20 protein-coding genes are annotated in these 25,919 nt (G+C 59.2%); 12 read left to right on the top strand and 8 right to left on the bottom strand.

Annotated features, from left to right (window positions below; all coding sequences use genetic code 11):
* The first annotated feature begins 119 nt into the window (after positions 1–119).
* From lgt to recD, 10 genes are all read left to right on the top strand, one after another.
* Complete coding sequence (lgt, locus tag K2184_RS07840; RefSeq protein WP_004115094.1) at positions 120–995, top strand: prolipoprotein diacylglyceryl transferase; 876 nt, start codon at positions 120–122, stop codon at positions 993–995.
* A 6-nt stretch (positions 996–1,001) separates the two neighbouring features.
* Positions 1,002–1,796, top strand: coding sequence for a thymidylate synthase (gene thyA / locus K2184_RS07845; RefSeq protein WP_163525635.1), 795 nt, complete (start codon positions 1,002–1,004; stop codon positions 1,794–1,796).
* 220 nt (positions 1,797–2,016) lie between these two features.
* Complete coding sequence (locus K2184_RS07850; RefSeq protein WP_016809903.1) at positions 2,017–2,484, top strand: prepilin peptidase-dependent protein; 468 nt, start codon at positions 2,017–2,019, stop codon at positions 2,482–2,484.
* Positions 2,475–3,038, top strand: a complete 564-nt coding sequence (locus tag K2184_RS07855) for a prepilin peptidase-dependent protein (protein ID WP_004105241.1) — start codon at positions 2,475–2,477, stop codon at positions 3,036–3,038. Before K2184_RS07850 ends, K2184_RS07855 begins: the two co-directional genes overlap by 10 nt.
* Entirely contained in the window at positions 3,035–3,448 is a 414-nt protein-coding gene (locus K2184_RS07860; protein ID WP_004105239.1) for a DUF2509 family protein, read from the top strand. Before K2184_RS07855 ends, K2184_RS07860 begins: the two co-directional genes overlap by 4 nt.
* Positions 3,433–3,756 carry a prepilin-type N-terminal cleavage/methylation domain-containing protein gene (locus K2184_RS07865; RefSeq protein ID WP_004105238.1) on the top strand — a complete coding sequence of 108 codons (324 nt, stop codon included), beginning with the start codon at positions 3,433–3,435 and terminating at the stop codon, positions 3,754–3,756. The genes K2184_RS07860 and K2184_RS07865 overlap by 16 nt, the downstream gene beginning before the upstream one ends.
* Positions 3,757–3,768: 12 nt before the next feature.
* Positions 3,769–7,143, top strand: coding sequence for an exodeoxyribonuclease V subunit gamma (recC, locus tag K2184_RS07870; protein WP_004105236.1), 3,375 nt, complete (start codon positions 3,769–3,771; stop codon positions 7,141–7,143).
* A 128-nt stretch (positions 7,144–7,271) separates the two neighbouring features.
* Positions 7,272–10,157, top strand: a complete 2,886-nt coding sequence (ptrA, locus tag K2184_RS07875; protein WP_053064397.1) for a pitrilysin — start codon at positions 7,272–7,274, stop codon at positions 10,155–10,157.
* Positions 10,154–13,699 (top strand): exodeoxyribonuclease V subunit beta, encoded by a 3,546-nt coding sequence (gene recB, locus K2184_RS07880; RefSeq protein WP_196552844.1) that lies wholly within the window; start codon positions 10,154–10,156, stop codon positions 13,697–13,699. Before ptrA ends, recB begins: the two co-directional genes overlap by 4 nt.
* Entirely contained in the window at positions 13,696–15,531 is a 1,836-nt protein-coding gene (recD, locus tag K2184_RS07885) for an exodeoxyribonuclease V subunit alpha (RefSeq protein ID WP_163525634.1), read from the top strand. The genes recB and recD overlap by 4 nt, the downstream gene beginning before the upstream one ends.
* A 39-nt stretch (positions 15,532–15,570) precedes the next feature.
* Here the strand turns inward: recD and argA are convergent, their stop codons facing one another.
* The gene (gene argA / locus K2184_RS07890) at positions 15,571–16,902 is read right to left on the bottom strand and encodes an amino-acid N-acetyltransferase (RefSeq protein ID WP_004105227.1); all 1,332 of its coding nucleotides are present in this window, start codon (positions 16,900–16,902) and stop codon (positions 15,571–15,573) included.
* 227 nt (positions 16,903–17,129) lie between these two features.
* Between argA and amiC the strand changes: the two genes are divergently transcribed.
* A complete protein-coding gene (gene amiC / locus K2184_RS07895; protein WP_024274647.1) occupies positions 17,130–18,383 on the top strand; it encodes an N-acetylmuramoyl-L-alanine amidase AmiC in 1,254 nt (417 codons plus the stop codon).
* Positions 18,384–18,400: 17 nt separating this feature from the next.
* Positions 18,401–19,480 (top strand): threonine-phosphate decarboxylase CobD, encoded by a 1,080-nt coding sequence (gene cobD / locus K2184_RS07900; protein ID WP_004105223.1) that lies wholly within the window; start codon positions 18,401–18,403, stop codon positions 19,478–19,480.
* A 262-nt stretch (positions 19,481–19,742) separates the two neighbouring features.
* On the opposite strand, the gene K2184_RS07905 is transcribed toward cobD, so the two are convergent.
* The 7 genes from K2184_RS07905 to pduQ form a co-directional block, all read right to left on the bottom strand.
* Positions 19,743–20,609, bottom strand: coding sequence for a GHMP family kinase ATP-binding protein (locus tag K2184_RS07905; RefSeq protein ID WP_004105221.1), 867 nt, complete (start codon positions 20,607–20,609; stop codon positions 19,743–19,745).
* 282 nt (positions 20,610–20,891) lie between these two features.
* On the bottom strand, positions 20,892–22,106 hold the full coding sequence (locus K2184_RS07910) for an acetate/propionate family kinase (protein ID WP_004105218.1): 1,215 nt from the start codon (positions 22,104–22,106) through the stop codon (positions 20,892–20,894).
* Positions 22,091–22,543: a propanediol utilization protein PduV gene (gene pduV, locus K2184_RS07915; RefSeq protein ID WP_004105216.1), complete on the bottom strand. Its 453-nt coding sequence runs from the start codon at positions 22,541–22,543 to the stop codon at positions 22,091–22,093. The genes K2184_RS07910 and pduV overlap by 16 nt, the downstream gene beginning before the upstream one ends.
* Before the next feature lie 4 nt (positions 22,544–22,547).
* Positions 22,548–22,898 (bottom strand): propanediol utilization microcompartment protein PduU, encoded by a 351-nt coding sequence (gene pduU, locus K2184_RS07920; RefSeq protein ID WP_000441103.1) that lies wholly within the window; start codon positions 22,896–22,898, stop codon positions 22,548–22,550.
* Complete coding sequence (gene pduT / locus K2184_RS07925; protein ID WP_000075777.1) at positions 22,898–23,452, bottom strand: propanediol utilization microcompartment protein PduT; 555 nt, start codon at positions 23,450–23,452, stop codon at positions 22,898–22,900. Before pduT ends, pduU begins: the two co-directional genes overlap by 1 nt.
* Positions 23,453–23,454: 2 nt before the next feature.
* Complete coding sequence (pduS, locus tag K2184_RS07930) at positions 23,455–24,810, bottom strand: cobalamin reductase PduS (protein ID WP_004105191.1); 1,356 nt, start codon at positions 24,808–24,810, stop codon at positions 23,455–23,457.
* Positions 24,807–25,919: a 1-propanol dehydrogenase PduQ gene (gene pduQ / locus K2184_RS07935; protein WP_023290884.1), complete on the bottom strand. Its 1,113-nt coding sequence runs from the start codon at positions 25,917–25,919 to the stop codon at positions 24,807–24,809. Before pduQ ends, pduS begins: the two co-directional genes overlap by 4 nt.

Consider the following 25,919-nt stretch of genomic DNA (forward strand, 5'->3'; position numbering starts at 1 on the left):
CGGGGATCGCCCCTGGCGCTTATGCTATCATTCGCAGCCTTTGGAGCGCCCGTTTCTGACGCGCGTGAACGATCCCCGCTGTCCACTTTCGGCGGAATAACAAGTCTTTATGGTGACAGATGAATAGTGGCTACCTGCATTTTCCGGAGTTTGATCCGGTAATTTTTTCCATTGGACCGGTCTCCCTTCACTGGTACGGCCTGATGTACCTGGTTGGGTTTGTTTTTGCGATGTGGTTGGCCACCCGTCGGGCCAATCGTCCGGGCAGCGGTTGGACAAAAAACGAAGTTGAAAACCTGCTGTACGCCGGCTTCCTCGGGGTTTTCCTCGGCGGGCGTCTTGGCTATGTCTTCTTCTACAACCTGCCGGTGTTCCTCGACGATCCGCTCTATCTGTTCCGCGTCTGGGACGGCGGTATGTCCTTCCACGGCGGCCTGATCGGCGTGATTCTGGTGATGATCATTTTCGCCAAACGCACGAAGCGTACCTTCTTCCAGGTTTCTGACTTCATTGCGCCGCTGATTCCGTTTGGCCTCGGCGCCGGGCGTCTGGGTAACTTTATCAACGGTGAACTGTGGGGGCGCGTCGATCCGAACTTCCACTACAGCATGATTTTCCCCGGCTCTCGGGCGGAAGATCTGGCGCTGCTGCCATCGCATCCGGAGTGGCAATCGCTGTTCGATACCTACGGCGCGCTGCCGCGTCATGCTTCGCAGCTCTATGAACTGGCGCTGGAAGGCGTGGTGCTGTTCCTGATCCTGAACCTCTTTATCCGTAAGCCGCGTCCGGCCGGTTCGGTTTCCGGGCTGTTCCTTATCGGCTATGGCTTGTTCCGCATCATCGTGGAATTCTTCCGCCAGCCTGATGCGCAGTTTACCGGCGGCTGGGTACAGTACATCAGCATGGGGCAGATTCTTTCGATTCCGATGGTGCTTGCGGGTATCATAATGATGGTCTGGGCGTACCGTTCTCGTCCGCAGCAACAAAATTCTTGAGGAACCATGAAACAGTATCTTGATTTGATGCAGAAAGTGCTCGACAAGGGCACGCAAAAAAATGACCGCACCGGTACCGGCACCGTCTCTATTTTCGGCCACCAGATGCGTTTTAACCTGCAGGAAGGATTCCCGTTGGTGACGACCAAGCGCTGTCATTTACGCTCCATCATCCATGAACTGCTGTGGTTCCTGAAGGGTGACACCAACGTCGCGTATCTGCACGAAAACAACGTCACTATCTGGGATGAATGGGCGGATGAAAACGGCGACCTGGGTCCGGTTTATGGCAAGCAGTGGCGTTCCTGGCCCGCGCCGGACGGCCGTCACATCGACCAGATTAGCACGGTGATGGAACAGCTGAAAAACGATCCGGACTCTCGTCGGATTATCGTCTCGGCCTGGAACGTCGGCGAACTGAACAAAATGGCGCTGGCGCCGTGCCATGCGTTCTTCCAGTTCTATGTCGCCGACGGCAAGCTCTCCTGCCAGCTCTATCAGCGCTCTTGCGACGTGTTCCTCGGCCTGCCGTTCAATATCGCCAGCTACGCGCTGCTGGTGCATATGGTAGCCCAGCAGTGCGACCTCGAAGTGGGCGATTTTGTCTGGACCGGCGGCGACACGCACCTGTACAGCAACCACATGGAGCAGACGCACCTGCAGCTAAGCCGCGAACCGCGGGCGCTGCCGAAGCTGGTGATCAAACGCAAGCCAGCGTCGATTTTCGACTACCGCTTTGAAGACTTCGAAATCGAAGGGTACGATCCGCATCCGGGGATTAAAGCGCCGGTCGCGATTTAACCCCGAAGTCATGATGAAAACCGGCGCCTGCGAGCGCCGGTTTTTTTATGCGCCAGCCCGGCCGAGCCGCGGCTGTAAGCCGCTGGTCGTACGGATTTTTTGCGAGCAGATTTCCTGTACTTTTGTAATCCGTTGCAACGCCTTGAATACTCTCCGAGGCGCGACGCAAAGCGCCATTTTCCCGTTCGTATAAAGCCTCAATGCTACGCATACTCGGGCCATGAACAGAGAACATGGCTATACCCTGATTGAAACCCTGGTCACCATGGTCGTCGTCGTCATTCTTGGCGCCAGCGGACTTTATGGCTGGCAGAGCTGGCAACAGCAGCAGCGTCTGTGGCAAACCGCCTGCCAGGTTCGCGATTATCTGGTGCTGCTACGCGATGACGCCAACTGGCACAACCGCGACAGGGTATTAAGCGTCGACCGAAGCGCGGAGGGCTGGTGCCTGAGCGTCAGCGGAGCGACGAACGACTGTAGCGTCAGCAACGCTTTCACGCTGCAGCCGCTATGGCCGGAGGTTTCGCTCAGCGCGATGACGCCGGGGCTAGGATTTTACGGCCTGCGAAATACCGCCTGGGCGGGACATATCCGCCTGCAAAGCGCGGCGGGCGGCTGGAATATTATCGTTTCCAACTGGGGGCGAATCCGCCTGTGCCGCGGCGAGGAGACGGCATCATGTCTGTAAAACGTCGCGGTTTTTCGCTGCCGGAAACGCTGATCGCGATGGCTATTAGCTCCGTGCTATTGCTCGGCAGCGCGCGTTTTCTCCCGGCGCTGCAGTGGGCCGCGCTTCGCCAGACCCGGCAGCAGGCGCTGGAAAATGAACTATGGCAGCGAATCTACACTGTAGCGAAGCATCTGCAGCGCGCAGGTTATTGCCGTGGCCGCTGTAGCGGGCAACCGCTGTATATCGCAGAGAGCGGCGATTGCCTGCTTGTTCGTTGGGATGGCAACAGCGATGGCGTCTGGAATCGCTCTCCGTCATCAGAATCTGATACTACCGGATTTCGCCTGCGCGACGGGGCGCTGGAAACCCTGAGAGGGGCGGAGGAGTGTAGCGGCAAGGGCTGGGAGAAAATGACCAATCCAGCGGCGATTCAGGTCACCGTTTTTCAGGTTACCCGGCAGAATAAGACGGATTTTTCGCCTGAGTTGTCGATAACGCTGGCGGCGCATTCCGTTGCCGACCCGCAAATCCGCGCGCGAGCGGAATATGGCGTAACGGGGTATAACCTGTGAATCGCCAGCGCGGGCTCTCTTCGCTGCTGATGGTGCTACTGCTTTTAGCGCTTGGCACACTGTTACTCCAGGGGCTGCACCAGCAGCAGCGTTCGCTGTTAGCGCAGACGGCCAGCGAAACGCGGGCGCTTCGCGACGCTGCTGATGCGCATTCCGCGCTGCAGTGGGGAAAAACGCTGACCTGGCCGTTGCAAGAGGCGGTTAGCTGCCAGCAGAAGGCTGCACTCGACTGGCGCGCCTGTCTGAGGATCTTTAGCGACGCCTCGGTATTGCTCATTGGCAGCAGCGGCGGTGGCAGAATGCTGCTGTGGCAGTCGGGCGCTGTGGAACAAAACCGCGTCCATTTTTCACCACACGGCTGGAGCGATTTTTGCCCGTTAAAGGAGACGAGCCTATGCCAGATGCCCTGAGCCGGCAGAGAGGGTTTAGCCTGCCGGAAACGCTCCTGGCTTTAGTCTTGCTGATCGTCACCGTCACTGCGTTGGCGGGCTATCAGCGCGGGCTGGCCAGCAGTTCTATGCAGCTCACCCAGTACCGTCAGCTGTGGCGCGATGCGTGGCGATTTGGTCAGCTTAGCCCTCCGGCGATTGCCGGGGGCCACCAGATATCCCGTATGCAGACATCGATGCAAAGATGTGTCAGCATCACGGTAACGATCACGATGCCCGCAGCCAGGCGGGCGCAGATGACCCGGCTCCATTGCCCGGTCAGTCAGTAGCCAGGAGCGAATATGTTAAGGGTGTACCACTCAAACCGTCTGGATGTGCTTGAAGCCTTGATGGAGTTTATCGTCGAGCGCCAGCGGCTGGATGACCCTTTTATGCCGGAAATGGTGCTGGTACAGAGTACCGGGATGGCGCAGTGGCTGCAGATGACGCTGGCGAAGCGCTTCGGGATTGCGGCCAACATTGAGTTCCCGCTACCCGCCAGTTTTATCTGGGACATGTTCGTGCGGGTGCTGAAAGATATTCCCGGAGAAAGCGCGTTCAGCAAGCAAAGCATGAGCTGGAAACTTATGACTCTGTTACCAGAGCGGCTTAATGATGAATCTTTTACGCTACTGCGCCACTACCTGCATGATGATAGCGACAAGCGTAAACTGTTTCAGCTGGCCGCCAGAGTGGCGGATCTCTACGACCAGTATCTGGTTTATCGCCCGGAGTGGCTGATGCGCTGGGAGGCTGACCAGCGCGTTGACGGTCTGGGAGAGGCGCAGGAGTGGCAGGCGCCGCTGTGGAAAGCGCTGGTGGAATATACCGCTGAGCTGGGCCAGCCGCTGTGGCATCGCGCCAACTTGTACCAACGTTTTATCAGCGCGCTTGAAGACGCCGAACAGCCGCCCGCCGGGCTGCCATCGCGGGTCTTTATTTGCGGAATATCGGCGCTGCCGCCGGTGTATCTGCAGGCGCTCCAGGCGCTGGGTAAACATGTTGATGTATATGTCCTCTTCACTAACCCGTGCCGCTACTATTGGGGCGACATCAAAGATCCGGCATTTCTGGCCAAACTGCTGTCCCGCCAGCGGCGCCACCACCGCGAAACGGCGCGAGAGCTGCCACTGTTCCGCGATGCGGAACAGGCGCCGGGGCTGTTCAACGACGCCGGTGAGCAGGATGTCGGCAACCCGCTACTGGCCTCCTGGGGTAAGCTGGGGCGCGACTATATCTACCTGCTGGCGGGTCTTGAACGCTATGAAGAGCTGGACGCTTTTGTCGATATTGTGCCGGATAACCTGCTGCATAATCTTCAGGCGGACATTCTCGAACTGCGCAATGAAGCCGTGGCCGGGCGCAGCGCCGAAGAGTTTGCCAATAGCGGCAGCAAGCGGCCATTGGCAGCGGACGATCGCAGCCTGACGATTCATGTTTGTCATAGCCCACAGCGAGAAGTTGAGGTGCTGCACGATCGGCTGCTGGCGATGCTCGAAGAGAATCCCGAGCTCACGCCGCGCGATATTATCGTCATGGTGGCGGATATCGATAGCTATAGCCCGTATATTCAGGCGGTTTTCGGCAGCGCCAGCGGCGAACGCTGGCTGCCGTGGGCGATTTCCGATCGACGCGCCCGTGAATCGCATCCGGCACTGCAGGCCTTTCTCACGCTCCTTTCGCTGCCCGATAGCCGCTTTGCCAGCGAAGATGTGCTGGCGCTGCTTGACGTGCCGGTGCTGGCGGCGCGCTTTAACATTGACGAAGAGGGGCTGCGCTACCTGCGACAGTGGGTGAACGAATCCGGCGTACGCTGGGGGATGGATGATGACAACGTGCGTGAACTCGACCTCCCGGCAACCGGCCAGCATACCTGGCGCTTTGGCCTGACGCGCATGTTATTGGGCTATGCCATGGACAGCAGCGAGGGTGAGTGGCGCTCGGTGCTGCCTTATGATGAGTCGAGCGGGCTGATTGCCGAGCTGGTGGGCAACCTGGCATCGCTGCTGATGCAGCTTAATCTCTGGCGTCGCGGGCTGGCCCAGGAGCGGCCACTGGCCGAGTGGCTACCGGTATGCCGCGATCTGCTGAACGACTTTTTCCTCCCGGATAGCGAAACGGAAGCCGCCCTCGCGCTGATAGAACAGCAGTGGCAGGCGGTGATTGACGGCGGCGTCGACGCCCAGTATGGCGAAACGGTACCGCTCTCCTTGCTGCGCGATGAGCTGTCCCTGCGCCTCGATCAGCAGCGTATCAGCCAGCGCTTTCTCGCCGGGCCGGTTAATATTTGCACCCTGATGCCGATGCGTTCGATTCCTTTCAAGGTGGTCTGCCTGCTGGGGATGAACGACGGTGTTTATCCGCGCACGCTTGCGCCGCTGGGCTTTGACCTGATGAGTCAGAAGCCGCAGCGCGGCGACCGTAGCCGTCGCGATGACGACCGCTATCTGTTCCTTGAAGCCCTGATGTCCGCCGAGCAGAAACTCTATATCAGCTATATCGGCCGTTCTATTCAGGATAACAGCGAACGCTATCCCTCGGTTCTGGTTCAGGAGCTGGCGGACTATATCGGTCAGAGCCACTGCCTGGAAGGAGACGAAGATCTGGATTGCGATGCCAGCGAGCGTCGCGTTAAAGAACATATTACTCATCTGCATACCCGCATGCCTTTTGATGCCGCGAATTTTCTGGCGAACGAAGATCAAAGCTATGCCCGGGAATGGCTGGCGGCTGCCAGCCAGCAGGGGGAAGCCCACGGTGAGTTTATCCAGCCGCTACCGGTCCCTGAACTCGATCACCTGCCTCTGGAACAGCTGCTGCGCTTCTGGCAGCATCCGGTACGCGCCTTCTTTCAGCAGCGGCTGCGGGTGAATTTCCGCTCGGAAGAGAGCGAGATCCCTGACGATGAACCTTTTACCCTCGAAGGGCTGAGTCGCTATCAGCTGAACCAGCAGTTGCTTAATACGCTGATTGAACAGCAGGACGCCTCGGCAATGTATCGCCGTTTTCGTGCCGCCGGGGAGCTACCCTATGGCGCATTCGGCGAACTGGCCTGGGAAACGCAGCGTCAGGAGATGCAGAACCTGGCAGAGCGGGTGATAGCCTGCCGTCAACCGGGGCAGAGCATGGAAATCGATCTGCAATGTAACGGAGTCAACATTACTGGCTGGCTACAGCAGGTACAATCCGACGGTTTGCTGCGCTGGCGGCCATCGTTATTAAGCGTGGCGCAGGGAATGCAACTTTGGCTGGAGCATCTTGTCTATTGTGCTAGCGGCGGTCGCGGCGAAAGTCGGCTGTTTGTGCGCAAAGAAGGCGAGTGGCGCTTTCCCCCGCTGGCGCAGGAACAGGCCCAGGAATACCTGAATGAGCTCGTTGACGGTTACCTGCAGGGAATGTCAAAACCGCTGCTGTTGCTGCCGGAAAGCGGCGGCGCATGGCTAAAAGTCTGTTATGACGCCGAAAAGAATGTCATGTTAATGGACGAAGAGACGCAGCAAAAAGCGCGCAGTAAATTTCTTCAGGCTTATGAAGGGAACATGGTGGTCAGAGGCGAAGGTGCCGACGTCTGGTATCAGCGCCTGTGGCGCACCCTGGAGCCGGAATACTATGAAGAGATCCTTACGCAAACGCAGCGTTATTTGCTACCGGTGTTTCGTTTTCATCAGTCCGAATAACATTGTAATAGTATAAAAATTGCGCAATAGATGGCACTTCATTTATGATGCGCAACCAATCACGGACTGATGTTTTATAAAGGCTGCATAGCGTGCAGCGCCAGGTTTGTTAATGATGAGGTCCGTGAATGCCCCGCAGTTTATGGTTCAAGGTTATTGTTTTACTGGCCGCCCTCTGGGCGCCGTTAAGTCAGGCAGACACCGGATGGCAACCGATTCAGGAAACCATCCGTAAAAGCGACAAAGATACCCGTCAATATCAGGCGATCCGCCTCGATAACGGCATGGTGGTATTGCTGGTTTCCGATCCCCAGGCGGTAAAATCGCTGTCGGCGCTGGTCGTTCCCGTGGGGTCGCTGCAGGACCCCGCTGAGCATCAGGGACTGGCCCACTTCCTGGAGCATATGACGCTGATGGGGTCGAAAAAGTACCCGCAGCCGGATAGCCTCGCCGAATATCTCAAAATGCACGGCGGCAGCCATAACGCCAGTACCGCTCCGTACCGCACTGCCTTCTATCTTGAAGTAGAAAACGATGCTCTGGACGGCGCGGTCGATCGCCTGGCCGACGCCATCGCCGCTCCGCTGCTGGATAAAAAATATGCCGACCGCGAGCGTAATGCGGTCAACGCCGAGCTGACGATGGCGCGCAGCCGCGACGGGATGCGGATGGCGCAGGTCAGCGCAGAAACCATTAACCCGGCGCACCCCGGCTCGCAGTTTTCCGGCGGTAACCTTGAAACGCTGAGCGACAAGCCCGGCAAGCCGGTGCTTGATGCCCTGCACGCCTTTCGCGATAGCTGGTATTCCGCCAACCTGATGAAGGCGGTGATCTACAGCAACAAGCCTCTGCCGGAGCTGGCAAGTATCGCGGCGGCCACCTACGGTCGCGTGCCGAACCACGATATCAACAAACCGGAAATAACCGTCCCGGTGGTGACCGATGCGCAGAAGGGCATCATCATTCACTATGTCCCGGCGATGCCGCGTAAAGTCCTGCGCGTGGAGTTCCGCATTGATAACAATAGCGACCAGTTCCGCAGCAAAACCGACGAGCTGGTGACCTATATGATCGGTAATCGCAGCCCCGGTACGCTCTCTGATTGGCTGCAAAAGCAGGGGCTGGCTGAGGGTATTCGCGCGGACTCCGACCCGGTTGTCAACGGCAACAGCGGGGTGCTGGCTATTTCTGCTACTCTGACGGACAAAGGCCTGGCGCACCGCGATGAAGTGACCGCGGCCATCTTCAGCTACCTCAATCTGCTGCGTAGCCAGGGAATTGATAAACGCTATTTTGATGAACTGGCCCACGTGCTGGCGCTCGACTTCCGCTACCCGTCCATCAACCGCAATATGGATTACGTCGAATGGCTGGCGGACACCATGATCCGCGTGCCGGTCGAACATACCCTGGACGTAGTTAACATCGCCGATCGCTACGATCCGCAGGCGATCAAAGACCGTCTGGCGATGATGACGCCGCAAAATGCCCGTATCTGGTACATCAGCCCGAAAGAGCCGCATAACAAGACCGCCTACTTCGTTAATGCGCCCTATCAGGTGGATAAAATTAGCGAGCAGACTTTTGCCGACTGGCAGCAGAAGTCCAGCGCTATCGATCTCAAGCTGCCGGTGCTGAACCCCTATATTCCGGACGATTTTAGCTTAATCAAAAGCGATAAGGCTTACCCGCATCCGCAGCTGATTGTCGATGAACCGACGCTGCGGGTGATCTACGCGCCGAGTCAGTACTTCGCCAGCGAACCAAAAGCGGATATATCGCTGGTGCTGCGTAACCCGCAGGCGATGGACAGCGCCCGCCGTCAGGTGATGTTTGCCCTCAATGATTATCTGGCGGGTATCGCGCTCGATCAGCTCAGCAACCAGGCTGCGGTTGGGGGCATCAGCTTCTCTACCGGTGCAAATAACGGGCTGATGGTTAACGCCAACGGCTATACGCAGCATCTGCCAGAGCTGTTTAACGCCCTGCTGGACGGTTACTTTAGCTATACGCCAACCGAAGAGCAGCTGGAGCAGGCCAAATCCTGGTACGCGCAGATGATGGATTCGGCGGACAAAGGCAAAGCCTACGATCAGGCGATCATGCCGATTCAGATGGTTTCACAGGTGCCGTACTTTCAGCGTGAAGATCGCCGGGCGCTGCTGCCGTCGATTACGCTGAAAGAGGTGCTGGAGTATCGCGATAACCTCAAGGCGAAAGGGCGACCGGAGCTGCTGGTCATCGGTAACCTTACCGCCGAACGGTCAACGGCGATGGCCCGCCAGATCCAAAAACAGCTGGGGGCGGACGGCAACGAATGGTGCCGCAACAAAGACGTACTGGTTGATCGCAAGCAGCTGGCGATTTTTGAGAAAGCGGGTAACAGCACCGACTCCGCCCTTGCCGCTGTCTTCGCGCCGCCGAACCTGGACGAATACGCCAGCTCAGCTGCCAGCTCGCTTCTCGGGCAGATCGTCCAGCCGTGGTTCTACAACCAGCTGCGTACGGAAGAGCAGCTGGGATACGCGGTCTTCGCCTTCTCGATGAACGTGGGCCGCCAGTGGGGAATGGGCTTCCTGCTGCAAAGCAACGATAAGCAGCCGGCTTTCCTCTGGCAGCGCTTCCAGGCCTTCTTCCCCACGGCGGAAGCCAAACTGCGGGCGATGAAGCCGGAAGAGTTTGCGCAGATTCAGCAGACGGTCATCAGTCAGATGCTGGAGGCGCCGCAAACGCTGGGCGATGAAGCATCGAAGCTGAGCAAAGATTTCGATCGCGGTAATATGCGCTTCGATTCACGTGATAAAGTAGTGGCTCAGATTAAACTGCTGACGCCGCAAAAGCTTGCCGACTTCTTCCATCAGACGGTGGTGGATCCGCAGGGCATGGCAATTCTCTCCCAGGTTTCCGGTAGCCAGAATGGCAAGGCGGAATACGCGCATCCGCAGGATGGCAAAGTCTGGGAGAACGTCAGCGCGTTGCAGAAATCCTTACCCCTGATGCGAGAGAATGAATGACCGACACCGCCGAGTCTCTTGACCCACTGCGCTTGCCCCTGACGGGCGAGCGCCTGATAGAAGCCTCTGCGGGCACCGGAAAAACGTTTACCATCGCCGCGCTCTATCTGCGGCTGTTGCTGGGGCTGGGTGGTGAATCCGCTTTCCCCCGGCAGATCAGCGTGGAAGAGCTGCTGGTGGTGACCTTTACCGAAGCGGCGACCGAAGAGCTGCGCGGACGTATCCGCAGCAATATCCACGAGCTGCGGATCGCCTGCCTGCGCGAAAGCACCGACAATCCTCTTTATGCCGGGCTGCTGGCGGAAATTGACGATAAAGCCCAGGCGGCGCAAACGCTGCTGCTGGCCGAACGCCAGATGGATGAAGCAGCGGTATTTACCATTCACGGGTTCTGCCAGCGGATGCTGAGCCTTAACGCCTTTGAGTCCGGCATGCTGTTCGAACTGCAGCTGATTGAAGATGAATCCCGCCTGCGCTATCAGGCCTGCGCCGACTTCTGGCGTCGCCACTGCTACCCGCTGCCGCGCGAAATTGCTGCGGTTATCCACGAGGCGTGGAAAGGGCCGCGCGACCTGTTGAAATCCATCGACCGCTGGCTGCAAGGAGAGGCGCCGCAGCTAAAATCTCCGCCCCCTGCTGAAGAAACGCTGGCCGAACGCCATCAGCAAATTATTGAACGCATTAACGCGGTCAAACAGCAGTGGCTGGAACAGGTGAGCGAGATTGAGACGGTACTGGAAACCTCCGGTCTCGACCGGCGCAAGTTCAATCGCGGCAATCAGGCCAAATGGCTGGAAAAAGTGACCGCCTGGGCCCAGGAAGAGACTTTGAGCTACCAGCTGCCGGATGCGCTGGAAAAGTTCTCTCAGCCCTTCTTGCTTGAGCGCACCAAAGCGGACGGCGCACCGCCGGTACACCCGCTGTTCAGCGCGATAGAAGCGCTGCTGGCGACACCGTTAACCCTGACCGATCTGGTGATCGCCAGGGCGATGGTTGAAATCCGCGAGGCGGTCGCGCGGGAAAAACGCCGCCGCGGCGAGCTGGGATTTGACGATATGCTTAGCCGCCTGGATGACGCCCTGCGCGGAGAGAGCGGAGAAGCGCTGGCCAGCGCGATTCGTCAGCGCTTCCCGGTGGCGATGATCGATGAGTTTCAGGATACCGACCCGCAGCAGTACCGAATCTTTCGCCGCATCTGGCGGCGCCAGGCGGATACCGCGCTGCTGCTGATTGGCGACCCTAAACAGGCTATTTACGCCTTCCGCGGCGCGGATATCTTTACCTACATGAAAGCGCGTGGAGACGTCACCGCTCACTATACGCTCGATACCAACTGGCGCTCCGCCCCGGGGATGGTTGACAGCGTCAATCGCCTGTTTAGCCTCAGCGATAACCCTTTTATGTTTCGCGAAATCCCGTTCCTGCCGGTGAAATCGGCCGAGAAAAATCAGGGGCTGCGCTTTACCGTTGATGATACGGCGGTTCCGGCGATGAATATCTGGCTGATGCCGGGCGAGGCCGTGGGCGCAGGGGATTACCAGACGTTTATGGCCCAGCTGTGCGCGGCGCAAATTCGTGACTGGCTAAGCGCGGGCCAGCAGGGCAAGGCGCTGCTGTGGCGCGGTGAAAAAGCTGAACCCGTGCGGGCTTCAGACATCACGGTGCTGGTGCGCAATCGTCAGGAGGCGTCGTTAATTCGCGATGCCCTCCAGCTGCTGTCGATTCCTTCCGTCTATCTCTCCAACCGCGATAGCGTGTTTGAAACGCCGGAGGCGCAGGAGCTGCTGTGGCTGCTGCAGGCGGTGCTGGCCCCCGAGCGCGAGAATACCCTGCGCAGCGCGCTGGCGACCTCAATGTTCGGTCTTAACGCGCAGGATATCGAAAACCTCAATCAGAACGAACGGGCGTGGGATGAGCTGGTAGAAGAGTTTAGCAGCTACCGGCAAGTCTGGCGGCAGCGCGGCGTTATGCCGATGCTGCGCGCGCTGATGACCGCGCGGCGCATTGCAGAAAACCTGCTGGCGACCAACGGCGGCGAGCGGCGCCTGACCGATATCCTGCATATCAGCGAGTTGCTTCAGGAGGCGGCGAACCAGCTGGAGAGCGAACATGCGCTGGTGCGCTGGCTGGCGCAGCATATCGCCGAGCCGGATAGCAACGCCTCCAGCCAGCAGATGCGCCTGGAAAGCGACAAGCATCTGGTGCAGATCGTCACCATCCATAAATCGAAAGGGCTGGAGTATCCGCTGGTCTGGCTGCCGTTTATCGCGCGTTTTCGCAAACAGGATCAGGCGTTTTATCACGACAGAACCTCCTTTGCCGCCGTGCTCGATCTGGGCCAGGATGAGGGCAGCATGGAGCTGGCTGAGGCCGAACGTCTGGCCGAAGACTTACGTCTGCTGTACGTTGCGCTGACCCGGGCGGTCTGGCACTGCAGCCTGGGCGTTGCGCCGCTTAGCCCCCGCCGCAGCGACAAGCCCGGCGCCAGCGATTTTCACCACAGCGCGCTGGGGCGGCTGCTGCAGGGCGGAGAAGCGATGGACGCCGCAGGGCTAACGGCGCGACTGCAGGCGTTTTGCAGCGGGGATATCGCCCTGCAGCTCCCCGCGACGACGACGCAGACGCCCTGGCAGGCTCCACAGTCGGCGCTGCCGCCGCTCTCCGCGCGTCTGCTTGAGCGTTCGGTGAGCGATGACTGGCGCGTCACCAGCTACTCCGGCCTGCAGCAAAACGGACACAGCGCGGCGCAGGACCTTTTACCGCGTCTGGATATCGATGCCGCAGGCGTCGGCGATGTGGCGGAAGAACCGCAGCTTACGCCGCACCACTTCCCGCGCGGAGCATCGCCAGGCACGTTTCTGCACAGCCTGTTTGAAGATATTGATTTCACCCAGCCGGTCCCCGCCGACTGGATGGCGGAAAAGCTCCAGCTTAGCGGCTTCGAGGAGAAATGGGCCCCAGTACTGACCGAATGGCTCGACGGCGTGCTGCGTACCCGTCTCCCTGGCGCGGAGATCGCGCTGAATCAGCTTAGCGAGCGTGATAAACAGGTGGAGATGGCTTTTTATCTGCCCATCGAGCAGCCTCTGGATCCGCTGCGCCTGGATGCGCTGATTCGTCAGTACGATCCGCTCTCCGTCGATACCCCCATGCTCGATTTCCGCCAGGTGCGCGGTATGCTGAAAGGCTTTATTGACCTGGTATTTCGCCATAACGGCCGCTATTACCTGCTGGATTACAAATCCAACTGGCTGGGGAAAGATCGCGAGGCCTATACCCAGGAAGCGATGATGCAGGCTATGCGTACCCATCGTTACGATTTGCAGTATCAGCTCTACAGCCTGGCGCTGCACCGTTATTTGCGCCACCGTATTGCCGATTATGATTACGAACGCCACTTTGGCGGCGTCATTTATCTCTTTTTACGCGGTATGGATGGACAGGACGGCGGGCAGGGTATTTTTACCACCCGTCCGGCGCGACCGCTGATTGACGGCCTTGATGCGCTGTTTGCTGGAGAAACTCAGGAGGTGGCGCTATGAACCTGGATGAACTATTGCTACAGGCGGTTGAGCAGCGACTGCTGCGCCCGCTGGACGTTCAGTTTGCGCTAATGGTGGCGCAAGAAGCGCATCCGGCGGTGAAGCTGGTCGCGGCGATCCTCAGTCGCGATGCTGGTGAAGGGCACGTCTGCCTGCCGATTTCGCGTCTTGTCGATGATGAACTGTTGAAGGCTAAAGCAGGTGGCCTGAGCGAGCAAATCCTTGAACTGACCGGCGCGCCGGACGGCTGGCTGCCGCTGCTCAATGATTCCGAGGCCGTCAGCTGCGGAGAGCGGCCAGCGCCGATGATTCTCTGCGGCGATCGGCTTTACCTTAACCGCATGTGGCGCAACGAATTAACCGTCGCGCGCTTTTTCAATGAAGCCAATCAGGTGCTGGAGGTGGATGAAGTCCGGCTGGCAGCGACGCTCGACGCGCTGTTTCCGCCCGCAGAGGAAACTGACTGGCAAAAAGTGGCGGCTGCTGTCGCCCTGACCCGGCGGATTTCGGTAATTTCCGGCGGACCGGGCACAGGTAAAACCACGACCGTCGCTAAACTCCTGGCCGCGCTGATCCAGACCTTCTCCAGCCCGCGCTGCCGTATTCGCCTGGCTGCGCCGACCGGTAAAGCCGCGGCGCGCCTGACCGAGTCCCTTGGCGCTGCGCTGCGCCGTCTTCCTCTCACCGACGAACAAAAGGCGCTGGTGCCCACCGAAGCCAGTACCCTCCATCGCCTGCTGGGCGCGCAGCCGGGAAGCCAGCGGATGCGCTATCACAGCGGAAACCCGCTGCATCTTGATGTGCTGGTGGTCGATGAAGCCTCAATGATTGATCTGCCGATGATGTCGCGCCTGATCGATGCGCTGCCTGAGCACGGAAGGGTGATTTTCCTTGGCGACCGCGATCAGCTGGCTTCGGTCGAGGCCGGGGCCGTGCTCGGCGATATCTGCGCGTGGGTTAATGCAGGCTATACCCCGGAGCGGGCGACGCAGCTCGCCCGGTTAACCGGCCAGCCGGTTCCGGCAGGCGAGGGTAATATGGCCGGTTCGCTCCGCGATAGCCTGTGCCTGCTGCAGAAAAGCTACCGTTTCGGTCGCCATTCCGGTATCGGCCAGCTGGCCTGGGCGGTGAACAGCGGCGATCGCAGCGCGGTACGCGCAACGCTGCGCCAGTCATTTGACGATATCGCTCTGTATCCGCTGAGCGCCACCGAAGAGTATGAAGCGATGCTGAATCAGGCGCAGGCGGGCTACGGCCGCTTCCTGCAGCTGCTGCGCGCTCGGGCAGAGCCCGAAGAGATGATCGCCGCTTTTGGCGAATTCCAGCTGCTGTGCGCGCTGCGCGAGGGTCCGTATGGCGTCAGCGGAGTTAATGAACAGCTGGAGCAGATGCTCAACCGCAAGCGGGCGATTACGTTACCGCGCCATTCGCGCTGGTATGAAGGTCGGCCGGTGATGATCTCGCGCAACGACAGCGCGCTGGGGCTGTTTAACGGCGATATCGGTATCGCGCTGGAAAGAGGTGATGGCCTGCGCGTCTGGTTCCCGATGCCTGATGGCAGCATCAAGTCGGTACAGCCAAATCGTCTGCCGGAGCATGATACCGCCTGGGCGATGACGGTGCATAAATCGCAGGGGTCGGAGTTCGATCACGCGGCGCTGATCCTGCCTTCGCGCAGCGTGCCGCTGGTGACCCGCGAGCTGGTTTATACCGCTATAACTCGCGCGAAACGGCAGCTGTCGATCTATGCCGATGAGCAGGTACTGACCCAGGCGGTTGTCGCGCGTACCGAACGACGCAGCGGCCTGGCGGATATTTTTTCCGCTCAGTGATGTTTTCCCCGGTCAGCCATGCGCTTTCCGGGGAGATAATCAGGCCAGGTCTGCCATCAACACCTTGGAGCGGCGCTGGTAGTTGTACATCTCTTTTTTGCTCTCCGGCAGCAGGTCAACGTCTACCGGCGTAAATCCGCGCTCCTGGAACCAGTGAATGCTGCGGGTTGTCAGAACAAACAGTTTGCTGAGGCCCATTTGCTTCGCCTGCGCGGCAATTCGTTCGAGCAGCACTTCGCCGCGCGATGAGCTGCGGTAGTCCGGATGCACCGCCACGCAGGCCATTTCGCCGATCTTCTCTTCCGGGAAAGGATAGAGCGCGGCGCAGGCGATGGTGGTGTTGTCGCGCTGAATAATGGTGAACTTATCGATTTCCATCTCCAGCTGTTCGCGAGAACGCCTGACCAGAATGCCCTGCTGCTCCAGCGGGCTTATCAGCTCAAGGATGCCGCCGATGTCGTTAATGGTGGCGCGGCGGATCTGCTCGGCGCTCTCCATCACTATCTGAGTGCCGATACCGTCGCGTGAGAACAGCTCCTGCAGCAGAGTGCCGTTTTCCTGATAGCTAATCAGGTGGCAGCGGCGCACGCCGCTGCGGCAGGCTTTTACCGCGCCGCGCAGGAAGCGCACGGTACCGGAGCTGTAGTCTTCGTCCGCTTCCATCTCTTCAACCCGCGCCTGGGCTTCGTTAGGGAATAGCTCGGGGACGATCTCGCCATCCTGGTTGTACACCCCCTGTGACGAGCAGAAGCCAATCATCTTTTCGGCTTTGAGCTTAATCGCCAGCTGGGTTGCAATCTCTTCGGAGGTCAGGTTAAAGCTTTCGCCGGTGACCGACACCGCAACCGGGCCCATCAGCACAATCGCGCCGTTATCCAACTGACGGTGAATGGCTTCTTCATCGATGCGCCGAATGCGCCCGCTATGGCAGTAATCCACGCCGTCATCCACGCCTAACGGCTGCGCGATAATGAAATTGCCGCTGACCACGTTGATGTGGGCGCCCTGCAGCGGGGTGTTGTTGAGGCTCATCGACAGGCGAGCGGTAATTTCCAGCTGCAGCATACCCGCCGCCTGCTTAACCAGCTCGAGCGTTTTGGCGTCAGTCACTCGGGTTTGTTTGTGATAGACCGGTTCGTGACGGTGCTCCGCCAGGTTGGCGTCGATCTGTGGACGGGCGCCATAGACCACTACCAGACGAATTCCCAGGCTGTGAAGCAGGCCAATGTCGTTGACTATGCTAGAGAAATTATCATGCTCGATGGCTTCCCCGCCCAGCATGATGACAAACGTTTTACCTCTATGGGCGTTAATATAGGGGACAGAATGGCGGAATCCCTCTACCAGTTCGGTGCGACGTTCCTTCACCATGACACAACCTCAATGCATGATTATTCGTAATTTATGTATTTTTATTCTGTTTTGCCGGCAAACGCAAGCCCCAATTTCTCGCGCAACCGAGAAAACAGTGTGAGCCAAATCAGGGTGTCAAAGATTGTTTACCCTTTTATAGATGACAGGTTATGCGCCTTTCGTTAAAGTTTCTGGTCAATCTGTTTGTTTTAAATACGAATGATTTCTTACTGCTTGGGAGTGGCATGTCGGGATACAAGTCAGGATTAAGCCGCCGCCGATTTTTACAGGGGGCGGGCGCCATGTGGTTAATGAGTGTGAGTCCGGTTGGGTTGGCTGCCGCGGCGCAGGTGGTTGCCGTACGCGTCTGGCCATCATCGACCTACACGCGCGTCACCGTGGAGTCCAACCATATCCTGAAATATCGGCAGTTTGCGCTCAGTAATCCTGAACGTGTGGTTGTGGATCTGGAAGGCGTTAACCTCAACTCCGTCCTTAAAGGCATGGGTAACCAGATTCGCAGCGACGATCCCTATATTCAGTCCGCCCGCGTGGGACAATTCGACCCGCAAACCGTACGCATGGTGTTCGAGCTGAAACAGAACGTAAAACCGCAGCTGTTCGCGCTCGCTCCGGTCGCCGGTTTTAAAGAGCGTCTGGTCATGGATCTCTACCCTTCCAACGCGACCGACGTGCAGGATCCGCTGCTGGCGCTGCTCGAGGATTACAATAAAGGCGATCTGCAGCGGCAGGTTCCGCCTGCGGAGAGCGGGCCGAAACCGGGTAAAGCCGGGCGCGATCGGCCTATCGTTATCATGCTCGATCCCGGACACGGCGGCGAGGATTCCGGCGCCGTGGGTAAATACCGCACCCGCGAGAAAGACGTGGTGCTGCAGATAGCCCGACGGCTGCGCGCGCTGATCGAGAAAGAGGGCAACATGAAGGTCTATATGACCCGCAACGAGGATGTCTTTATCCCGCTGAAGGTTCGCGTCGCCAAAGCGCAGAAGCAGCGCGCCGACCTGTTTGTCTCTATTCACGCCGATGCGTTTACAAGCCGTCAGCCGAGCGGCTCGTCGGTATTTGCCCTGTCAACCAAAGGGGCTACCAGTACTGCGGCTAAATATCTGGCTCAGACCCAGAACGCCTCGGATCTGATCGGCGGCGTCAGCAAAAGCGGCGATCGCTACGTCGACCACACGATGTTCGACATGGTGCAGTCGTTGACCATTGCCGACAGCCTGAAGTTTGGCAAGGCGGTGCTGGAAAAGATGGGAAATATTAATAACCTGCACAAGAATCAGGTTGAGCAGGCGGGCTTCGCGGTGCTGAAAGCGCCGGATATTCCATCGATCCTGGTGGAAACCGCGTTTATCAGCAACATCGAAGAAGAGCGTAAACTGAAAACGGCGAAATTCCAGCAGCAGGTTGCAGAGTCGATTCTGGCAGGGATTAAAGCCTACTTCGCCGACGGCGCGACGCTGGCAAGGCGAGGATAACGCAACAGGAAAGTGAAATGGCTCTATTAAAGAGCGCGCACGGCGGCAATATTCGCGAGGCCGCCGCGCTTATGGGCATCTCTGCGGAGCAGCTGCTGGATTTTAGCGCCAACATCAACCCGCTGGGGATGCCGGAAAGTTTAAAGCGCGCAATCCTCAACAATATGGACTGCGCTGAACGCTATCCCGACGTTGAGTATCAGCAGCTGCACCTTGCGCTGGCGGAACATCATCATATTCCTGCGTCGTCGATCCTTGCAGGAAACGGCGAAACTGAAGCGATTTTTACCCTGGTTCAGGGGCTGAAACCGCGCCAGGCGATGATCGTCACTCCGGGTTTTGCCGAATATCGCCGGGCGCTGCAGTCGGTGGAGTGCGCGGTGCGGGAATTTCTGCTGCGCGAGGAGGATGGCTGGCAGCTCACCGGAGCGATTCTTGACGCCCTGACGCCGGATCTGGACTGCTTATTTCTCTGCACGCCGAACAATCCAACCGGCCTGCTGCCCGATCGTCGACTGCTGGCGCTGATTGCTGAACGCTGTCAGTCGCTGGACATCGCCCTGATCCTCGATGAGGCGTTTATCGATTTTATCCCCGATGAGCCGGGATTTATTCCGCTTCTGGCCCACAATCCGCACGTGTGGGTGCTGCGTTCGCTCACCAAATTTTATGCCATACCCGGCCTGCGCCTGGGGTATCTGGTCAATGGCGATGCGCGGGCGGTGGCAAGAATGCGCGAGCGCCAGATGCCGTGGTCGATAAATGCTTTTGCCGCCCTGGCGGGGGAGATCATTCTCCAGGATAGCGCCTACCAGCAGAAAACCTGGCAGTGGCTGGCGGAGGAAGGGCAGCGCTTTTATCATCAACTGCGCCATATTCCCGGCCTGACGGTCTATCCCGGACAGGCAAACTATCTGTTTCTGCGCTGCGACGTTGCGGATCTGGATCTGCAATACGCGATGCTGCAGCAGCACATCCTGATCCGCAGCTGTGCCAATTATCCAGGGCTCGACGGGCGCTACTTTCGCGTCGCGATCCGCAGCCAGCAGGAAAATACCCGACTGCTGACGGCCTTCAGGCGGGTATTTAACGAGTAGATGCCTGCCGCTATTGTTCGTCTGCGGTTCTTCCCGGTGGCGCTGCTGTATGACCGGGCTACGGGTTCATAGTCGTCTGCGGTCCGGTAGCCCGGATAAGGCGCGCAGCGCCGCCTCCGGGGAATGCGCCGGGATTAATGCATAGGTGCGGCTTCTTCCCGGCTCGCGCTGCGCTTAGCAGGGCTACGGGTTTACAGCCGTCTGTGGTCCGGTAGCCCGGACAGGCGCGTAGCGCCGCCTCCGGGGCATAGCTGCGGCAGCGTTAGCGCAGTTCGACGCCGCCCTGCACCATGCGCAGCAGGTGCTGCCTGGGCCAGAGCTCGCTAAGTCGCGTCTCTTCCAGCCGTCGCTGTAAATACTCAATGTCGTGACGTTGACGGTCGAGCATCAGGCCGACCACGCTGCCGCTGTGCGCCACGTTAATACCGTATAAATCGCACTCTTCCACCAACCCCCGCAGCGTATCAAACCCCGGCTTTGGTAACAGATGCTGGCTGGCGACGGCGCTAAGCGTCGCGGCCTCTCCCATCCGCCGGGGATTATCCGTCTCGCAGGCTAGCTGAACTTTCTCCCAGGCTAGCTGCAGAGACGCGGAGTGGGCGTGCAGCTTTTCAAGCCGGGGAAGTCGGTGGTAATCGGTGGTCAGCAGCGTGGCGGGGCTTTCCAGCACCAGCAGATCGAGCTGAGGCTGGCTGTCACAGGCAATCTGCGTGGCGGCGGTGTTATGGTCGAACAGGGTGAGCTGACGAAACAGAGTGCTGTCGGTGGGCTCCAGGGAGACGCAGAGCCGGGCGAGGGTGGGTTCATCCAGCGGATGGCCGAGATGATGCGCGGCGGCTACCGCCGTCGCGGCGATGTCCGCGGTGCTGCTGGCCATACCTTTGGCGACTGGAATCGTGGAACAGATATCGATCCGAATCTCCTTGCTCAGCGCCGGCGGATAACGCCAGTAGCTCAGCAACTGGTCGACCATCGCCCGCGCCAGCGGACGTTCATCCGCCCGAGGCGAACCGTAGTCCACCTCGACGGTGCTGTACCAGTCAACGGGGCAGGAGACCAGCTTCTCGCTGCCGAGGATCCAGCCCTGGATGAGTTCCCCACAGGAGGCGGGGCATTGTGCTACGGCCACGTATTCACCTTTTTACCCGTTATACTTCAAGCTACAGGGGCGTTGGCTGCTCTCATTCACCCCAGTCACTTACTTATGTAAGCTCCTGGGGACTCACTCGTTTGCCGCGTTACTCGGCCTGCGGCCTCGCCCCTACGGGGCCAGCGCAAGCGCTGTTCAAAGCACAAGTGCTTTGTCCTGTAACTTGAATTATTTAGGGTAAAGTTTTCAGAATTTTAAGCGCATAGTGTCATGCCGATCCCGCTATTTCCATGATTCACCGCAATTTGCCTGGCGGCGAGCTCAGGCTGAAACGGTTAATGTCTGCGCTTCGGGAAGCGCCAGGCGCATCACATCGCGGGCAATCATCAGCTCTTCATTGGTATTGATGACCGCCACTTTGACCATCGCATTTTCGGCCTGAATAAAGGTAGCGTTGTGCTGGTTTTTCTCTTCATCGACCGAGAGCCCGAGGAAATTCAGGTTATGGCAGATGGCGCTCCTGGCGCGGGCGGAGTTTTCGCCGATGCCGCCGGTAAAGATCAGCGCGTCCAGGCCGCCCATCTGCATAATATAACTGCCGATGGTGGCGCGAATGCGCTCGGCAAACAGCGAGAGCGCCAGGGCTGCCTGACGATTACCGCTGTCCGCCGCCTGCTCGACATCGCGATAATCGTGCGAGATGCCGGAAACCCCCAGCAGGCCGGACTCGTTATTCAGCAGCTGATTAAGCTGCTCCGGCGTTTTTCCCTCATGCAGCGCCAGCCACGGTAGAATCGACGGATCGATATCGCCGCTGCGGGTGCCCATCATCACGCCGGACTGCGGCGTAAAGCCCATTGACGTGTTAACCGAGCGCCCGCCTTTGATTGCGCAAACGCTGCTGCCGTTGCCGAGATGGCAGCACACCACGCGCAGAGCGCTCAACGGTACGCCCAGCTTTTCCGCCAGCGTCGCGCTAACGTACTTGTGGCTGGTGCCGTGGAAGCCGTAACGGCGAATGCCCAACTCGCTGTAGTAGCGCCAGGGCAGCGGATAGATAAACGCGCGCTCGTCCAGCGTCTGGTGAAAAGCGGTATCAAACACCGCCACCGACGGCGCGTCGGGCAGCAACTGGCGGAAAACTTTAATGCCCAGCGCGTTGACCGGATTATGCAGCGGGGCCAGCTCCGCCAGGCGCTCGATTTCCGCTAAGGTCTCATCGGTCACCGGCGTCGAATCTTTAAAGCGCTCCCCGCCGTGCGCCACGCGGTGGCCGACGCCATCGATATCCTGCAAACTCTGGATAATCCGATGGTCGAGGAGCTTTTCCAGCAGCAGGGTGACGGCTTCACGGTGATCGGCTACGGGCGCCGTTTCCTGCCATTTTTGCGCCGGCGTTTTAAGGGTCACCTGGGCGTTTGCCATGCCGATACGCTCGATCAATCCCTGGCAGAGCATATCGCCCTGAGGCATCTCCAGCAGCTGGAATTTTAACGATGAGCTGCCGGCATTAATGGCCATTATTTTGTAAGACATAAAGGTTCCTTCGAATTCAGAAAATCCAGCACGGCATCAAGACCCAGATTATTCAGCGCGCTGGTGATAAAAATCTGCTGGGCGCCAGCCTGCCTGAGCCACTCGCCGATTAGCGATATCCGCTGCGCATCGGCAAGGTCGGCTTTAGTGACCAGACCAATCGTCGGGCGGTTCATCGGAGCGGTAAAACCCGGAGAAAACGGCGACCACTGGGCGTCGGCGTTCAGCACCAGAGCGATAACGTCGGCCTCGCAGGCGCTGGTCAACAGAGCGCTATAAAGGCAGCGGTTCTCCAGATATTCGCCCGGCGTGTCGATGGCCATCGGCGACCATTCAATCGCCTGGGTTTTCTTATAATGGAGCGCTTCGCCGCGCAGGCCCTGGGTCAGCGAGGTTTTGCCGCACTGGCTGGGGCCGATCAACATCAGACGTTTCATCGCGCTACGTCCGGGTTATTGAGCAGGTAGTAAACTGCATCATCTCGCCCAGGGTGCGCGTCACCTGCTTGAGGGCGTACTCGACGGCGGAAACGTCGCCGGTCAGCACCACGGCGCCGGTAAAGCGGTCAAGAAAACCGATCTCCACCGCGCCGGATTTGGTGGCGATGTCGCAGGCGATAATCGACGCTTCGCTGGGCGTAATGGTGAGGATGCCGATGGCGGACACCGCATCCTGCAGGCCGAGTTTCTTAAAGAGATCTTTCCCGGGATTGGCAATCAGGTGCGCGAGGGTTACCTGTTTCCCGGGAACGTATTCCTGAATCATGCGATCCGTTGTTGGCTGTCTTTCCATTATCCCTCCACCATCTGTCGCCACATGGCTTCATGCGGTCGCGGGATCACCGAACGATAAACCAGCAGCCCTTTTTCACCCGCGCTTTCGCTGGCTACCGTAACCGCGTTGTTGACGTCGGAAACGTCGCCCGCCACCACCATGTAGCATTTACCGCCGATGCCGAAGGCCATATGCACCCGTACCAGGGTGACGTTGGAGCCTTTCACCGCCCGGTCCGCGGCGCTGATGCAGGCCGCAACGCTCCAGGTTTCAACGATGCCGACTGCCTGGCGTTTGTCTACGCTGTTCAGGCCGCTGATGGCCGGGAGTACGCTGGGATGGATATTCGCCAGCACCAGGCTGTCGACGAGCATTTCGCCGGCCTGCGAAGTGCCGGTTTCAATGGCCTGCTGGATAGCGCCGATATCCCCGCCGAGCATCAACAGAAACTTACCCGGGCAGATAGTCTTGCTGACCAGCAGATTGACGTTGGCGCTTTTCAGCATCGCATCGCCGAGTTCCATTCCTTTGGCAATGCTGGTGAGTTCTAAAATTCCTATAGCCTGAGACATGGTTAACCTCTTACAACCGTGATGGCCTGTTCGCTGATGGCCGCAACCACGCCGTCGATGCTGGCGTGAACCGGCGCGCCTAATGCGCCTGCCGGGATATCGGCAACGCATTGCCCGCGGGTAACGCGTTCACCCACTGCAACGTTCGCTACCGCGCTGGCGCCGATATGCTGGCGCAACTGTAAAGTCACTGTTTCTACTGCCGGTTCGTCTTCCACCAGCGGCGCCTCCTGATACCAGGGGCTCAGCCCCAGTTTGGCGATCAGTCGCTTCACCGGCACGAGGCGATATTTCGCCATTTCGTCGGCCGGATAGAGCGGTCCTTCATAGCGCTGGTTTTGCGCGCGCAGCTCGCGTTTCAGCATGCGGTTGATGCGCATCGGCGAGATCCCCACCGGACAGGCCACGCTTTCGCAGACGTTGCATTCCGAACAGGTGAGCGCGCTCAGCAGCAGCTGGGGCGTGGCGGCCTGATGAAAGTTCACCGCCCGCACCAGCAGGTGCGGGGAGAGTTCGTGGCCGATCAGATGCCGTGGGCAGAGATCGGTACACAGGCGACACTGTTCGCAGACGGTACGGGCCACGGAAAGCACCGTGCGCTCGTCCTGCATCCGCCGCTGGATAAGCGGATGGCTTTTGGGCAGCACCAGCAGGCCGCCGGTAGTTTTGGTTACCGGGCTATCGAGAGCAGTCATCAGGCCGCCCATCATCGGGCCACCGTTAATAAAACCGGGGTCGTCGACCGTCGCGCCGCCCGCCAGCGCCAGCACTTCGCGCAGCGACATGCCGATGGGGACGGTGACGGTCAGCGGTCGGGCGACCGCGCCGTTAACGGTTAGCGTGCGGCGGGTCACCGGAAACTGCTGCTCAACCGCACGGGCAATATTGAGCACCGTTTGTACGTTATTTACCACGACCCCAACGCTGGCTGGCAGCGCGGCGGGTGCGACCCGTCGACCGGTAGCTAACCAGATAGTCAGCACCTCATCGCCTGCGGGATAGACATCCGGCAGAATATGCAGGCGAATACCGGCAGGCAGCAGCGGGGTGAGGGCGTCGATAGCCCGGCGGTACTTCTCTTTCAGGGCAATCACCCCTTCGCGCGCGCCGGTTGCCGTCATCGCGTACTGCACGCCGCGGACCAGACGTGCAGCCTGCTGCCACATTAGCTGCTGGTCGACCTTGAGCATCGGTTCGCACTCGGCGGCGTTAACCAGAAAGATCTCCACCTGCGCCTGCAGCTTCACGTGGGCGGGAAAACCCGCTCCACCCGCGCCGACTACGCCCGCAGCACGCACGCGCTCGCGGATCTCCTCGGCGCTTCTGGCCATTTCAACAGCGTTGACGGCGGTACTCATAGCAGTTCCTCCAGCAGTTCCTGAATTTCCCCGGCGCTGGCCGGGCGAGGATTCGTGCGCAAGGTCACGTCAGCCAGTGCGGCCTGCACCATGGCCGGAATGCGCGCTGAGTACGCGGCACGTCCCTCTTTCAGCGCGACCGCCAGTGACGGCAGCGCACAGCGCTGCTTGAGCCGTTCGATTTGCTGGATCAGCGCATTGATCGCCGTACTATCGCTGGCATCTGCCGGACAAAAGCCGCAGGCTTTGGCCAGCCGCGCGTAGCGTTTTCCGGCGCGCGGATGACCGGCGTTAAAGCGGATAACCGCGGTCAACAGCAGCGCGTTGGCCAGTCCGTGCGGGAGATGAAACTGCCCGCCAAGCTGGTGGGCGATAGCATGGTTAAGCCCCAGCCCCGCCTGGCTGAACGCCATCCCGGCAAGCGTTGAGGCATTGTGCATTTTCCCGCGCGTCGCCACGCAGTCGCCTTTTTCCACCGCCGTGGGCAGATACTGGAACACCAGTTTGGCGGCTTTTTCCGCCAGCGCGTCGGTAAAGTCGCTGGCGTGCGGAGAGACCCACGCCTCCAGCGCGTGGGTCAGCACGTCCATGCCGGTGTTGGCCGTAATCTGCGGCGGCACGCTGACCACCAGCTCCGGGTCAAGGATCGCCATATCGGGATAGAGCGCATTGTTGAACAGCGGGTACTTGATGCCTTTATCCGGATCGCTAATTACGCAGGCGCTGGTTACTTCTGAACCGGTACCGCTGGTGGTCGGTATAGCCACGCAGGTTTCGATGCTGATGCCGCTCTGCTGACTGAACCAGACGATAGCTTTCGCCGCATCCATTGCCGATCCGCCGCCGAAGCCGATGACCACCTGCGGCTGCAGGGCCTGCATTTGCGCAATGCCCTGTACCACGGTGTGGATAGTGGGGTCCGGGGTTATCTCGCTAAAGACGCTAATGCGGTTATCTGCGGGCAACGCCTGACGCAGGGTTTCCAGCAGCGGCGAGCGCGCAAGAAAGCCATCGCAGATAATCCAGATGTGCTTGTTGGTAAAGCGTTTGAGCACCGCCAGGCTACCCTGACCGCTGTACAACCGCGTTTGTAGTGAGAAAGTTTTCAT

It is taken from the genome of Klebsiella sp. K5-306 (assembly GCF_051835185.1).
Lineage (GTDB): Bacteria > Pseudomonadota > Gammaproteobacteria > Enterobacterales > Enterobacteriaceae > Klebsiella > Klebsiella oxytoca.